Raw genomic sequence first — 13,882 nt, 5'->3', positions numbered from 1 at the left:
TTTAACAAATTGGATGAGATAGAACACGAAGACTTTTTCTCATAATCTCCGAGAGAAAGTGTTCAATGTGATAACGATTTTTTCAAGCGTTATCCGGTGTTGTCGTTGAAGTGGTTGTTATATCACGTCAAGGCACTGTCTCCACGTATTGGCCCCCTGGTTTACCAGGATGTTGATCCATGGAGAGCAGTTGTCTTGGGGTTATATAGTCAAGCAACTAAGCGCATACGGTGGATGCCTTGGCAGTCAGAGGCGATGAAAGACGTGGAAGCCTGCGATAAGGTTCGGGGAGCTGGCAAACAAGCTGTGATCCGGGCATTTCTGAATGGGGAAACCCACCTAGTTTCGGCTAGGTATCTTGCACTGAATACATAGGTGTAAGAGGCGAACCGGGGGAACTGAAACATCTAAGTACCCCGAGGAAAAGAAATCAACCGAGATTCCCTAAGTAGCGGCGAGCGAACGGGGACTAGCCCTTAAGCTAGACAACTGGTAGGAGAAGGCTCTGGAAAGTGCCGCCATAGTGGGTGATAGCCCCGTATCCGAAACCTGAGTCTAGTGAAATCGAGTAGGACGGGACACGTGATATCCTGTCTGAATATGGGGGGACCATCCTCCAAGGCTAAATACTCCTGACTGACCGATAGTGAACCAGTACCGTGAGGGAAAGGCGAAAAGAACCCCTGTGAGGGGAGTGAAATAGATCCTGAAACCGTATGCGTACAAGCAGTCGGAGCAGACTTGTTCTGTGACGGCGTACCTTTTGTATAATGGGTCAGCGACTTATGTTCAGTGGCGAGGTTAACCGTTTAGGGGAGCCGTAGGGAAACCGAGTCTGAATAGGGCGATTTAGTCGCTGGGCATAGACCCGAAACCGGGCGATCTATCCATGAGCAGGTTGAAGGTTGAGTAACATCAACTGGAGGACCGAACCCACTGTCGTTGAAAAGCCAGGGGATGACTTGTGGATCGGAGTGAAAGGCTAATCAAGCCCGGAGATAGCTGGTTCTCCCCGAAAGCTATTTAGGTAGCGCCTCGGACGAATACCACAGGGGGTAGAGCACTGTTTCGGCTAGGGGGTCATCCCGACTTACCAACCCGATGCAAACTCCGAATACCTGTGAGTACTATCCGGGAGACACACGATGGGTGCTAACGTCCATCGTGAAGAGGGAAACAACCCAGACCGCCAGCTAAGGTCCCGAAGTACCAGTTAAGTGGGAAACGATGTGGGAAGGCTCAGACAGCTAGGAGGTTGGCTTAGAAGCAGCCATCCTTTAAAGAAAGCGTAATAGCTCACTAGTCGAGTCGGCCTGCGCGGAAGATGTAACGGGGCTCAAACTGGTCACCGAAGCTGCGGCTGCATACATTGTATGCGGGGTAGGGGAGCGTTCTGTAAGCCTGCGAAGGTGAGTTGAGAAGCTTGCTGGAGGTATCAGAAGTGCGAATGCTGACATGAGTAACGACAATGGGAGTGAAAAACTCCCACGCCGGAAGACCAAGGTTTCCTGCGCAACGCTAATCGGCGCAGGGTGAGTCGGCCCCTAAGGTGAGACCGAAAGGTGTAATCGATGGGAAACGGATTAATATTTCCGTACCTTGGATAGCTGCGATGGAGAGACGGAGAAGGCTAGGTGAGCCGGGCGACGGTTGTCCCGGTTTAAGCGAGTAGGGAGTGGGTTTAGGCAAATCCGGATCCACAATTCTGAGACGCGACGACGAGCACCCTTAACGGGAGCGAAGTCATTGATGCCCTGCTTCCAGGAAAATCTTCTAAGCTTCAGGCTATTTGAGACCGTACCCCAAACCGACACAGGTGGTCAGGTAGAGAATACCAAGGCGCTTGAGAGAACTCGGGTAAAGGAACTAGGCAAAATGGTGCCGTAACTTCGGGAGAAGGCACGCCGGTGGTATGTGACGCCCTTCGCGGGTTGAGCGGAAGCCGGTCGAAGATACCAGGCCCCTGCGACTGTTTATTAAAAACACAGCACTGTGCAAACTCGTAAGAGGACGTATACGGTGTGACGCCTGCCCGGTGCCGGAAGGTTAATTGATGGGGTTAGCGCTTGCGCGAAGCTCTTGATCGAAGCCCCGGTAAACGGCGGCCGTAACTATAACGGTCCTAAGGTAGCGAAATTCCTTGTCGGGTAAGTTCCGACCTGCACGAATGGCGTAACGACGGGGGCGCTGTCTCTACCCGAGACTCAGTGAAATTGAAATCGCCGTGAAGATGCGGTGTATCCGCGGCTAGACGGAAAGACCCCGTGAACCTTTACTATAGCTTCACAGTGAACTTTGAACATGTTTGTGTAGGATAGCTGGGAGGCTTTGAAGCGTGAACGCTAGTTTGCGTGGAGCCAACCTTGAAATACCAGCCTGGCATGTTTGAGGTTCTAACTCCGTCCCCTTATCGGGGATGAGGACATTGTGTGGTGGGTAGTTTGACTGGGGCGGTCTCCTCCTAAAGCGTAACGGAGGAGCACAAAGGTGGGCTAAGTACGGTCGGACATCGTACGGTTAGTGTAATGGCACAAGCCCGCTTAACTGCGAGACAGACACGTCGAGCAGGTACGAAAGTAGGTCATAGTGATCCGGTGGTTCTGTATGGAAGGGCCATCGCTCAACGGATAAAAGGTACTCCGGGGATAACAGGCTGATACCGCCCAAGAGTTCACATCGACGGCGGTGTTTGGCACCTCGATGTCGGCTCATCACATCCTGGGGCTGAAGCCGGTCCCAAGGGTATGGCTGTTCGCCATTTAAAGTGGTACGCGAGCTGGGTTTAGAACGTCGTGAGACAGTTCGGTCCCTATCTGCCGTGGACGTTGGAGATTTGAGGAAAGCTGCTCCTAGTACGAGAGGACCGGAGTGGACGAACCTCTGGTGTTCGGGTTGTCACGCCAGTGGCATTGCCCGGTAGCTATGTTCGGACAGGATAACCGCTGAAAGCATCTAAGCGGGAAGCCCCTTCCAAGATGAGATCTCCCTGGGCCCTTGAGGCCCCTGAAGAGCCGTTCAAGACTAGGACGTTGATAGGTCGGGTGTGTAAGCGCTGCGAGGCGTTGAGCTAACCGATACTAATTGCTCGTGCGGCTTGACTATATAACACCCAAGACAATTGCGGATATCGCAACGAAAAAATCAATATCACGGCCTAAAAAGCCAGTTCTATCTCATCCCCCAGTGATCAACCGTTTTGTCTGACGACCATAGCGGCTTGGAACCACCTGATCCCATCTCGAACTCAGAAGTGAAACAGGCCTGCGCCGATGGTAGTGTGGCATTTGCCCATGTGAGAGTAGGTCATCGTCAGACTCTTAATTTTTAAAGCCCTTGCAGAAGTTCTGCAGGGGCTTTTTTTTGCTTCGAATTTAGTATGCAGTGTAGTGGGGGCGCTGCTCCTTATACCTCCCAGTGATATACTGTCTGCACAAAACCAAATGCGATATGGAGCACTTCAATGTCTGGCAACGATCATCTGGTTATCTTTGATACGACGCTCCGGGATGGTGAGCAAAGCCCCGGTGCCACCATGAACAAAGCTGAAAAGCTTCGGATTGCCAAGATTCTTGAGAAGCTTCGTGTGGATGTCATTGAAGCTGGCTTCGCGATCGCAAGCCAGGGTGACTTCGATGCTATTAAGTCCATAGCCGAGACAATCAAAGGGTCAACAATCTGCAGTCTCGCGCGCGCTCTGGATAAAGATATTGACCGTGCCGCAGAGTCCATACGCCCCGCTGAGCGAGGGCGCATCCATACGTTTATTGCTACCTCGCCTATCCATATGAAGCACAAGCTGCAAATGCAGCCGGATGACGTAGTTGAGCAGGCAGTCCGGTCTGTAAAACGCGCCCGAAGTCATGTAGATGATGTTGAGTTTTCCTGTGAAGATGCTGGCCGCTCGGAGCTAGATTTCCTTTGCCGGATTATCGAAGCCGCCATTGATGCAGGTGCCACTACAATCAATATCCCGGATACAGTTGGCTACGCGATTCCAGAGCAGTTTGCCGAAACCATTCATCAGCTTCTTAACCGCATCCCCAATGCCGATAACGCCGTTTTTTCCGTGCATTGCCATAACGACCTAGGGCTTGCAGTGGCAAACTCATTGGCCGCTGTGACCCGTGGCGCTCGGCAGGTAGAGTGCACGATTAACGGGCTAGGTGAGCGTGCGGGCAACGCGTCTTTGGAAGAGATTGTGATGGCCGTTCGCACTCGACAGGATCTGTTCAAAATAGATACCCGGATAGATAGCCGTCATATCGTGCCAGCCTCGCGGCTTGTTTCAACGATTACGGGTTTCCCAGTGCAGCCGAACAAGGCCATTGTGGGAGCAAACGCGTTTGCTCATGAGTCGGGTATTCACCAGGATGGTGTGCTTAAGCATCGTGAAACCTATGAGATTATGCGGGCGGAGGATGTTGGCTGGCACACAAACAGTTTGGTGCTTGGCAAACACTCCGGTCGCAATGCTTTCCGTACTAGGTTATTGGAATTGGGGATTCAGTTTGAAACCGAAACGGAGCTGAATGAAGCGTTTACTCGGTTCAAGGCATTAGCTGATCTGAAACATGAAATTTTTGACGAAGACCTTCAGGCGATTGCGAGCGACACCCGGCAGAAGGACGAAGAAGGCCGTTATGGCCTAGTGTGTCTTCAGGTGTGCTCTGAAACAGGCGTAATGCCAAAGGCCGTTCTGACGCTAACAATGGACGGAAAAGAGCATAAGGTAGAAGCCGAAGGCAGTGGCCCCGTGGATGCGACGTTCAAAGCCATTGAATCGCTGGTCGATTCTGGTTGTAACCTGCAGCTCTACTCAGTGAACAACATTACCAGTGGTACAGACTCTCAGGGTGAAGTAACGGTGAGGTTGGAGCGTGGTGGGCGGATTGTAAACGGCGTGGGCGCGGATACAGATATTATTATTGCCTCAGCCAAGGCCTACATTGAAGCGCTTAACCTGATCAGCCGCGGTGGCATTCGGCATCACCCACAGGTTGCGGATGTTTGAATGATACACACTGAGGCACAGAGGCAGTTCTACCTCGGTGTTGCGGGCATCCGTCTATGGTATGCGCGTGAACCTTTGCCAGGAGCTGCACCTAGCCCGGAGTTTCAGTTTCCGGAGCCGGACGAGCCGGTGCGACAACCTGTACTCGGGGAGGTTCCCGTTGCCGGGTTGTCTGCAAAACCTAAGACCGCACCGCCGCCATCCGAGGCTAATCAGCGGGGAATCCAGCGAATTGCCAGCCTCCAAGCATTGATGGAGATCAAGAAAGAGCCGGCGTCAGACAAAGAGCCCCAAGAGCGGCAGCCGTCTGTGGCCGCAGATCCGCCCCCAGAAGGTTCTGAAAATAATGTTCCGGCAGCACAGGAGTCCCAGGCGAACACTGCTCAGACATTTAACCTGAGTTTGGGGATATTTCCATGCGATCGGCACATTCTTGTAGCGCATATCTCCAAAGAAGCAAGCCTGCGCCTGCAGGAAACTCTTGCTACCAATATATTGAAAAGCCTTGGCGAGGAACGGCCGGGCGGCCCGGAATGGATTCACTGGCCGGTGTTCAATAATCGCCTTGTGCCGGGAAGCTCTTTGGCTGATCTAAAATCCGTTATGGCGCAGGTTCTTAGCAGTGCCAGCGGCAAAACAGTGGTTGTTCTAGGTCGCCTAGAGGGTGCAGGTGCAAGCAACGGCTGGCTGGCTGAGGTTCTTGAACGAGCTCCCGATATTGAATCTGAACACTCCCTGACAGAGCTTGCCAGCAACCCGGGCCTGAAACGCTCTTTGTGGCAACAGCTTAAACCTTTGGTCAAAAACTGATGCAGAAAAGAGAAAGCTTATATAACTCCTCCCTAGGGCTTGAGCTAACGCTACGGCCGCTGGTGTCCGAAGACCTACCTAGGATGCTAGATATCGAGCATCAGGGCCACTCTCACCCTTGGGCCGAAGGGGTGTTTCTGGACTGTTTCAAACCAAGTTATCGTTTATGGGGGGCTTGCCTAGATGATTTGCTGGTTGGATACGCGGTAGTGACTTATATACTTGATGAGGTTCACCTCCTGAATCTTTGTGTCCACCCGGACGCGCGCGGCCATGGAGCCGGAAAACGTTTGTTGCGTCACCTTGTTGCAGAGGCGCTCCGCGAGAGCATGAATCAGGTTCTTCTGGAAGTCCGGCAGAGCAACAGCGTTGCGTGCAAGCTCTATCGCAAAGAAGGATTTGAGGAAATAGGTCGTCGCCCTCAATACTATCCTGCTTCTTCGGGGCGAGAAGATGCGCGGATAATGTCCCTGCTCATACAGCCTTGAAGGTTGTCGCTTCTGTTCGCGTAATGACCCCTTAGTCCCTATAATGACAGCCTTTCCCGAACATTTGACGCAGGTTGCTCTTTGACTATGTCTGACCTTTCCCAGGAAGTGGCCAAACGCCGCACCTTCGCAATCATTTCTCACCCAGACGCGGGTAAAACCACGATTACCGAAAAAGTTCTTTTATTCGGGCACGCTATACAGAGAGCGGGCACGGTCAAGGGTAAAAAATCCGGGCAGCATGCCAAATCTGACTGGATGGACATGGAGAAGGAGCGGGGCATTTCGGTAACCACGTCCGTGATGCAGTTTCCTTACGGTGGCAAGCTGGTGAACCTGCTAGATACGCCGGGCCACGAGGATTTCTCAGAAGATACTTACCGCACTCTTACGGCCGTAGACTCTTGTCTGATGGTAATCGACAGCGCCAAAGGTGTTGAAGAGCGCACCATCAAACTGATGGAAGTTACGCGCCTCAGGGACACACCTATTCTGACCTTCATGAACAAGCTGGACCGCGATACCCGTGATCCAGTTGAGCTTATGGATGAGGTTGAGGACGTTCTGAAAATTGCCTGCGCGCCCATTACTTGGCCGATCGGCATGGGTAAGAGCTTTAAGGGCGTTTATCACCTGCTCCGGGATGAGGTCATTCTGTACCAGGGCGGGCGCGGCCATACCATTCAGGACGTTCGAGTAATCAGTGGGCTGGATAATCCGGAGCTTGATACCGTTCTTGGTGAATACGCCAGCGAGTTGCGAGAAGAGGTAGAGCTGGTTAAGGGTGCTTCTCACGAATTCGATCTTAAGGCGTTTTTGGCGGGCGAACTGACCCCGGTATTTTTCGGCACAGCGTTAGGCAACTTTGGCGTTGATCATATGCTGGAAGGTTTGGTCGACTGGGCACCAGAGCCTCAGCCCCGAGAGACTGATCAGAGGCTGGTGCAGCCCGACGACCAAGGCTTCTCCGGTTTTGTTTTTAAGATTCAAGCTAATATGGACCCGCAACACCGGGACAGAGTTGCGTTTATGCGTGTTGTGTCTGGCAAATACAGTCAAGGCATGAAAGCCCGCCATGTTCGAATTGCAAAAGATGTTCGCTTCTCGGATGCGCTGACGTTTATGGCTGGTGACCGAGCACATGCAGAGGAAGCTTACGCCGGTGATATCATCGGCCTGCACAACCACGGCACTATCCAGCTGGGGGATACGTTTACCGCCGGTCAGGATATGAAGTTTACTGGCATTCCCAACTTTGCGCCTGAGCTGTTCCGTCGTATCCGGCTGAAAGATCCCTTGAAAGCTAAGCAGCTCCAGAAAGGGCTGATTCAGCTCTCAGAAGAGGGCGCTGTGCAGGTCTTCCGGCCGTTACGTAATAACGATTTAATTGTAGGCGCAGTGGGTGTACTGCAGTTTGACGTAGTCGTTAGCCGTCTCAAGACTGAGTACAAGGTTGAGGCCATGTATGAGCCGATCAACGTTGCAACCGCGCGCTGGGTAACCTGCGCCGACGATCGCAAGCTGGACGAGTTCCAACGAAAGAATAACGATAACCTGGCGCTTGATGGTGGAGATCGCTTGGCGTATATCGCACCGACCAGAGTAAATCTCAACCTGGCTCAGGAGCGCTACCCAGACGTCGAGTTCCATAAGACCCGCGAGCACTGATCCTGTAGCCTGTGGAGGTTGGTTTGAAACTGGTTGATGCCCATTGCCACTTTGATTTTCCACAGTTTGATGGGCATCGCTTCAGTGCGCTTGATGCTGCTTTGAGTAACGGTATTGTCGGGTTGGTCATTCCCGGCGTGCGCCGCCCGGACTGGGGACGTGTGCAGGAAACGGCTCTGGCGCATTCTGGATTGTATTATTGTCTCGGCATCCACCCGTGGTTTGTGGATGAGCATTCCATCGCAGATCTGGAGAGTCTAGAGCAGATTCTAGGGTCACGGCCGGAGCGCTGTGTGGGTATCGGGGAGTGCGGGTTGGATCGTTTGCGGGGCGATATGAGTGCTCAATACCCCTGGTTTGAATCTCAAATTGAGCTGGCGTCAAAGCTTGGATTTCCTCTGATTATTCATTCAGTCAAAGCCCACGACGAAGTTCATGCCACCCTAAAGCGTGGGAGCTGGGGCGGTAGGGCGCTGCTGCACGGGTTTTCCGGTAGCTATCAGCAAGCCACAAAGCTGGTAGGCCAGGGGTGTTTTATCGGGGTAGGAGGGGTCATTACGCACCCCCGTGCGCGCAAAACCCGAGATACCGTTGCCCGTTTGCCACTGGAATCCCTAGTGCTTGAAACAGATGCGCCAGACATGGCGCCAGAGGGCGTTGAGGCGGGTGCAAATTCCCCAGTATACCTTCGCAGAATTTTTGAATGTCTGTCTGAGATACGGAGCGAGAAACCCGATTTACTGGCTTCTGTTTTATTTGCCAATACGCAACTGTTATACGGCCAGTCTTTATGGTGATATTAGAGCAATAAAACTACACAAAGCAGGGTTGGTTTTCATTAATCGTTCGAGTATACTTCGCCACCTGGCTTTTCATGGCGATGCCACTATCTCAGCCCCGAATAGTGTCACTGCCGATCAAATTATAGGTACAGAACTTCCTCCGGGTGGACTACACTTTCCGGTGGCGGTTTTTAACGTTTCTTTTTATAGCGTTCAAGGCGGAATTAATGAAGACTCTGAGTGCGAAACCAGAAACCGTAAAACGTGACTGGTACGTTGTAGACGCAGCCGGCAAGACGCTGGGTCGTCTGTCAACCGAAATCGCCCTTCGTCTGCGGGGCAAGCATAAGCCTGAGTATACCCCTCATGTAGACACTGGCGATTACATTGTTGTTATCAATGCAGGCCAGGTGCGGGTTACCGGCAATAAGTCATCTGACAAGATGTACTACAGTCATACCGGGTTTCCGGGTGGGATCAAGTCAATTAGCTTTGAAAAGCTGATTGCAAAAGCGCCTGAGCAAGTAATTCAGAAGTCTGTCAAAGGCATGCTTCCGAAGGGCCCGCTTGGTCGCGCCATGTTCAGGAAGCTGAAAATCTATGCTGGCACTGAGCATCCTCATACAGCCCAGCAGCCCAAAGAACTCGACATTTAACGGAAGGCGGATATGTCTGTAGCACAAAATTACGGTACTGGTCGCCGCAAAACGTCCACGGCTCGGGTGTTCATCAAGCCGGGAAGCGGTAACATCTCCATTAACGGTCGCACGATTGAAGAATTCTTCGGTCGCGAGACTCTTCGCATGATCGTGCGTCAGCCTCTGGTTCTTTCTGAATCCGTGGATCGTTTTGATCTGAACATCACCGTTAAAGGTGGTGGCAGCAGTGGTCAGGCAGGCGCTATTCGTCACGGCCTGACTCGCGCGCTGATGGATTATGATGAAACTCTGCGTCCGGCGATGCGTAAAGCGGGTTATGTAACTCGTGATGCTCGTGCAGTTGAGCGTAAGAAAGTTGGTCTGCGTAAGGCGCGTAAGCGTCCTCAGTTCTCCAAGCGTTAAGTTTCGCTGGAGCAGATCTCAAAAAACCCGGCTATTTTGGTCGGGTTTTTTTGTTTCAGGATCAATGTTATCCAAATTGATCTGGGGCAGAGAACAGGCTCTGGTGGCGGCTTTCTGACTTGTAAGAACATGGTAATTTCATTACCATTTGAACGCTTATATTTTTGGGTTGAGAAGTTCTTTTTGATGCGCACTGTCGGCTTTCTGGCGGGCTGTGACATCGCCTGATGGGAGAAAACCATAATGAATAATGGCGACGTGAGCCAAGGTCGACGCCGATTTCTGATCGGCGCTACGGCTGCGGTCGGTGGAGTCGGCGTCGTCGGTGCGGCAGTTCCTTTCGTGGCATCCTGGAATCCCAGTGCCAAAGCGGAGGCGGCTGGTGCGCCGGTAACCGTCAATATCAGTAAGATTGAACCGGGTCAGCAGGTCACCGTTGCGTGGCGGGGTATGCCGGTCTGGCTTATCCGCCGCACAGACGAGATGCAGAGCAACATAATAAAGCTCAACGACAAGATGAGGGATCCTCAGTCTGAAGAGCCGCAGCAGCCGCCATACATTGACGGCATACTGAGGTCGCTGAAGCCCGAGATGGCCGTTCTGGTCGGTATCTGCACCCATCTGGGCTGCGTACCCTCGTATCGCCCGGAATTAGCTCCGGCAGATCTGGGTGATGAGTGGCTTGGCGGCATGTTCTGTCCGTGCCACGGGTCCCGGTTCGATATGGCCGGGCGGGTATATACAGGGATGCCTGCTCCGCTGAACCTGCAGGTTCCGCCTTATCGTTACGACGATGACGCGACTCTCACGATTGGTCTTGATCCGGAGGACGCGTAATGCAGAAGCTTCTAAATTGGGTAGACGAGCGTCTGCCAGTTGTTGATGCCTGGAATAAACACCTGGCAAAATATTACGCGCCGAAAAACTTCAATTTCTGGTATTTTTTCGGATCTTTGGCGATGTTGGTACTGGTTAACCAATTGGTGACTGGTATCTGGCTCACTATGAGCTACAACCCGACGGGTGAAGGTGCGTTCGCCTCCGTTGAGTACATCATGCGTGATGTTCAATGGGGCTGGCTGTTGCGCTACCTGCACTCCACGGGTGCTTCCGCTTTCTTTATTGTGGTTTACCTCCACATGTTCCGTGGTCTTATGTACGGTTCTTATCAGAAGCCCCGGGAGCTGATCTGGCTGTTCGGTATGCTAATTTATTTTGTGCTGATGGCAGAAGCTTTCATGGGCTACTTGCTGCCTTGGGGGCAGATGTCCTACTGGGGTGCTCAGGTCATCGTGAACCTGTTTGGTGCCATCCCTGTTATTGGTGAAGATCTGTCTCTGTGGATTCGTGGTGATTACCTGATCTCCGGTATTACACTGAATCGGTTCTTTGCCCTGCACGTAGTTGCTCTGCCGATCGTTCTGCTCGGCCTTGTGGTTCTTCACATTCTTGCGTTGCATGAAGTGGGCTCCAACAACCCCGACGGTATCGAGATCAAGAAGAATAAGGATGAAAACGGCATTCCGAAAGACGGTATCCCGTTCCATCCCTACTACTCTGTGCACGACTTGGTGGGCGTGGCGGTATTCTTCTTTATCTTCTTTGTTGTGGTGTTCTTCTTTCCTGAGATGGGCGGTCTCTTTATTGAAAAGCCAAACTTTGAGCCTGCGAATCCGCTGAAGACGCCTGCGCATATTGCACCTGTGTGGTACTTCACGCCCTTCTACGCCATGTTGCGCGCAGTCACGATTGATCTCTTCGGGTTGCCGGCGAAGTTCTGGGGTGTGGTTGTCATGGGTGGTGCCATTGCGATTCTGTTTGTGTTGCCTTGGCTTGACAGAAGCCCAGTGCGTTCCATTCGCTATAAAGGGTGGCTGAGCAAGATCGCGCTGACGCTGTTTGCAGTGAGTTTTGTTATTCTCGGTTATCTCGGCCTTGTGCCGGCGACCGAAGGTCGTACCACTGTGGCGCAGATTCTTACAGCCGTGTACTTCCTCTACTTCATTCTGATGCCGTTCTATACGCGCATGGAGAAAACTAAGCCAGTACCAGAGAGGGTGACAGGATAATGAGAAAGCTGATTTTTGGTCTTTTCATCGCATTCCTGCCGGTTCTCGGGCTGGCAGCCGGTGCTGGTGTTCCGCTTGATCATATTGAGACGGACCACACCAATAAGGCATCTCTCCAGCGTGGTGCTGCTATGTTCACCAACTACTGTATGGGGTGTCACTCCATGCAGTACGCTCGTTACAAGCGGGTTGCTGACGATCTTGAGATTCCTGTTGATCTGTTCAAGGAGAATCTTATCTTCACCGGCGCCCAGATTGGCGAGCTGATGAAAAACTCCATGGATAAGGATGTGGCTGCGGACTGGTTTGGTGCTCCGCCACCGGATCTTACGCTGGAAACCCGCTTGCGCGGTGAGTCCTGGGTTTACTCCTACCTGCGTGGTTTCTATAAAGATGAATCACGCCCGCTGGGTGTAAACAATGTGGTGTTCGACAACGTGGGCATGCCCCACGTGATGGTAGGTCTGCAGGGGTTGTGTGCGGTCGAGCCCAACATTGGCACAAAGCCTAGTGTTGAGCCGTTGAGCGGCAACATCAATAACGCGAGTGCGTGCCCGGAATACGCTACGGAAGGCAGCATGTCTGGCGCTGAATTCGACAGTGCAATGTACGACTTGACCAACTTCATGTCCTACATGGCGGATCCGATCAAGGTTGAGCGTGAGCGCCTAGGGATATTCGTACTGATCTTTGTTGCTATTTTCTTTGTCTTCGCTTACTTGCTCAATCGTGAGTACTGGAAGGACGTACACTGAGAAATAGGGTATAATCCCGTTCCCTGAGTTCCAGCGGGCGTTAATCGGCCCGCTGGAACTTTTGCGTTTTTCAGGGCCATTTCGGTTTGTTTACTGGTGAGGTAGTTCTATGGGCGTTGTTACCAAGCGGTCCTCGATGACGTTTTTCTCAGATCCGACCAGCCACTATAGCCATAGAGTGCGTATTGTGTTGGCAGAGAAGGGCGTTACCGTTGATATCGTTGATGTTGACCCGGATAATCCACCGGCAGAGCTGGCTGATCTGAATCCGTATAACGCCCTGCCGACTCTGGTGGATCGCGATCTGATTCTGTATGAGCCCAACATCATGATGGAATATCTTGATGAGCGCTTCCCGCATCCACCGCTGTTGCCGGTTTATCCGGTGGCCCGTGCGAACAGCCGGCTGATGATCCATCGGGTCCAGAAAGATTGGTGCGGCTTGGTAGATCAGATTCTAAACCAGCCAAACGTCAAAGCATCAGAGGTGGCTCGTAAGGAATTGCGTGAAAGCCTGCTCGCAACCGCGCCGCTGTTTGGTGAAATGCCGTTTTTCCTCTCTGAGGAATTTACCATTGTGGATTGCTGTATTGCTCCTATACTCTGGCGTTTGCCGTCACTGGGCATAGAACTCAATGACAAGCAGGCTAAGCCCTTGCAGAAGTATATGGATAGCATTTTTGCGCGTGAAGGTTTCAAGGCAAGCCTTTCCGATCTTGAAGAAGACATCCGTAGCTGATTTATTTGGCAGGGTTCCGCTTTAGGGAACAGGAGACTAGCAGTGCCTGATAACAAGATCACCATGACATCCAGCCGCCCGTATCTGGTTCGTGCGTTCAATGAGTGGATACTGGATAACGACTGCACGCCATACATAGTGGTGGATGCAGGCATTCAAGGTGTTCAGGTGCCTACTGAGCACGTGGCGAACGGACAAATCGTTCTAAATATCTGCCCCGGGGCCGTGCGTAGCTTGGTAGTTGGTAATAGTGCACTGGAGTTCAGCGCGCGCTTCGGTGGAGTACCGATGCAGGTGTTCATCCCTCTCCAAGCTGTTTTGGCCATCTACGCCAAGGAAAACGGGGAAGGCATGGTGTTTGGCAGCGAGCCGGGCTCTCCTGATCCTGATGGTACCGATGATGGTGAGAGTTCTAAGCAGTCTGGCAAAGAAGATCGGCCTTCTGGTCGACCCACGTTAAAGGTCGTGAAGTAGGCTTTAGCGAATAGCAGTTCTAACA

12 protein-coding genes and 2 rRNA genes are annotated in these 13,882 nt (G+C 52.3%); all 14 read left to right on the top strand.

What is annotated here, in order from left to right; all coding sequences use genetic code 11:
• The first annotated feature begins 207 nt into the window (after positions 1-207).
• The 14 genes from CPH80_RS11220 (at position 208) to CPH80_RS11150 (ending at position 13,857) form a co-directional block, all read left to right on the top strand.
• A 23S ribosomal RNA gene (locus CPH80_RS11220) occupies positions 208-3,102 on the top strand.
• Positions 3,103-3,199: 97 nt separating this feature from the next.
• Positions 3,200-3,315: ribosomal RNA gene (gene rrf / locus CPH80_RS11215) — 5S ribosomal RNA — on the top strand.
• 145 nt (positions 3,316-3,460) lie between these two features.
• Positions 3,461-5,011 (top strand): 2-isopropylmalate synthase, encoded by a 1,551-nt coding sequence (locus CPH80_RS11210; RefSeq protein ID WP_096277829.1) that lies wholly within the window; start codon positions 3,461-3,463, stop codon positions 5,009-5,011.
• Positions 5,012-5,821, top strand: a complete 810-nt coding sequence (locus CPH80_RS11205; protein ID WP_096277827.1) for a 2-isopropylmalate synthase — start codon at positions 5,012-5,014, stop codon at positions 5,819-5,821.
• Complete coding sequence (gene rimI / locus CPH80_RS11200; RefSeq protein ID WP_096277825.1) at positions 5,821-6,309, top strand: ribosomal protein S18-alanine N-acetyltransferase; 489 nt, start codon at positions 5,821-5,823, stop codon at positions 6,307-6,309. Before CPH80_RS11205 ends, rimI begins: the two co-directional genes overlap by 1 nt.
• Positions 6,310-6,396: 87 nt before the next feature.
• Entirely contained in the window at positions 6,397-7,977 is a 1,581-nt protein-coding gene (gene prfC, locus CPH80_RS11195) for a peptide chain release factor 3 (RefSeq protein WP_096277823.1), read from the top strand.
• 23 nt (positions 7,978-8,000) lie between these two features.
• Complete coding sequence (locus CPH80_RS11190) at positions 8,001-8,774, top strand: TatD family hydrolase (protein ID WP_096281563.1); 774 nt, start codon at positions 8,001-8,003, stop codon at positions 8,772-8,774.
• 212 nt (positions 8,775-8,986) lie between these two features.
• Positions 8,987-9,415, top strand: coding sequence for a 50S ribosomal protein L13 (gene rplM, locus CPH80_RS11185; protein ID WP_096277822.1), 429 nt, complete (start codon positions 8,987-8,989; stop codon positions 9,413-9,415).
• Positions 9,416-9,427: 12 nt separating this feature from the next.
• The gene (gene rpsI / locus CPH80_RS11180) at positions 9,428-9,820 is read left to right on the top strand and encodes a 30S ribosomal protein S9 (protein WP_096277820.1); all 393 of its coding nucleotides are present in this window, start codon (positions 9,428-9,430) and stop codon (positions 9,818-9,820) included.
• A 243-nt stretch (positions 9,821-10,063) separates the two neighbouring features.
• On the top strand, positions 10,064-10,657 hold the full coding sequence (gene petA, locus CPH80_RS11170; protein ID WP_096277816.1) for a ubiquinol-cytochrome c reductase iron-sulfur subunit: 594 nt from the start codon (positions 10,064-10,066) through the stop codon (positions 10,655-10,657).
• Positions 10,657-11,889: a cytochrome b gene (locus CPH80_RS11165; protein ID WP_096277814.1), complete on the top strand. Its 1,233-nt coding sequence runs from the start codon at positions 10,657-10,659 to the stop codon at positions 11,887-11,889. Before petA ends, CPH80_RS11165 begins: the two co-directional genes overlap by 1 nt.
• Entirely contained in the window at positions 11,889-12,644 is a 756-nt protein-coding gene (locus tag CPH80_RS11160) for a cytochrome c1 (RefSeq protein WP_096277812.1), read from the top strand. The genes CPH80_RS11165 and CPH80_RS11160 overlap by 1 nt, the downstream gene beginning before the upstream one ends.
• 109 nt (positions 12,645-12,753) lie before the next feature.
• A complete protein-coding gene (locus CPH80_RS11155) occupies positions 12,754-13,383 on the top strand; it encodes a glutathione S-transferase N-terminal domain-containing protein (protein WP_096277810.1) in 630 nt (209 codons plus the stop codon).
• 63 nt (positions 13,384-13,446) lie between these two features.
• Positions 13,447-13,857, top strand: a complete 411-nt coding sequence (locus tag CPH80_RS11150) for a ClpXP protease specificity-enhancing factor (protein WP_172898650.1) — start codon at positions 13,447-13,449, stop codon at positions 13,855-13,857.
• Positions 13,858-13,882 lie beyond the last annotated feature (25 nt).

The sequence above is a fragment of the Marinobacter sp. LV10R510-11A genome (assembly GCF_900215155.1).
Taxonomy (GTDB): domain Bacteria; phylum Pseudomonadota; class Gammaproteobacteria; order Pseudomonadales; family Oleiphilaceae; genus Marinobacter.
The sequence above is the reverse complement of the archived record's forward strand: the minus strand, read 5'-3'. Positions and strand labels throughout refer to the sequence as shown.

What these genes read in the sequence shown, in the direction of transcription:
- rimI (WP_096277825.1), top strand. Translation starts at nt 5,821, where the DNA reads ATGCAGAAAAGAGAAAGCTTATATAACTCCTCCCTAGGGCTTGAGCTA.
- CPH80_RS11210 (WP_096277829.1), top strand. Translation starts at nt 3,461, where the DNA reads ATGTCTGGCAACGATCATCTGGTTATCTTTGATACGACGCTCCGGGAT.
- CPH80_RS11160 (WP_096277812.1), top strand. Translation starts at nt 11,889, where the DNA reads ATGAGAAAGCTGATTTTTGGTCTTTTCATCGCATTCCTGCCGGTTCTC.
- CPH80_RS11150 (WP_172898650.1), top strand. Translation starts at nt 13,447, where the DNA reads ATGACATCCAGCCGCCCGTATCTGGTTCGTGCGTTCAATGAGTGGATA.
- CPH80_RS11205 (WP_096277827.1), top strand. Translation starts at nt 5,012, where the DNA reads ATGATACACACTGAGGCACAGAGGCAGTTCTACCTCGGTGTTGCGGGC.
- rplM (WP_096277822.1), top strand. Translation starts at nt 8,987, where the DNA reads ATGAAGACTCTGAGTGCGAAACCAGAAACCGTAAAACGTGACTGGTAC.
- CPH80_RS11155 (WP_096277810.1), top strand. Translation starts at nt 12,754, where the DNA reads ATGGGCGTTGTTACCAAGCGGTCCTCGATGACGTTTTTCTCAGATCCG.
- CPH80_RS11165 (WP_096277814.1), top strand. Translation starts at nt 10,657, where the DNA reads ATGCAGAAGCTTCTAAATTGGGTAGACGAGCGTCTGCCAGTTGTTGAT.
- petA (WP_096277816.1), top strand. Translation starts at nt 10,064, where the DNA reads ATGAATAATGGCGACGTGAGCCAAGGTCGACGCCGATTTCTGATCGGC.
- rpsI (WP_096277820.1), top strand. Translation starts at nt 9,428, where the DNA reads ATGTCTGTAGCACAAAATTACGGTACTGGTCGCCGCAAAACGTCCACG.
- prfC (WP_096277823.1), top strand. Translation starts at nt 6,397, where the DNA reads ATGTCTGACCTTTCCCAGGAAGTGGCCAAACGCCGCACCTTCGCAATC.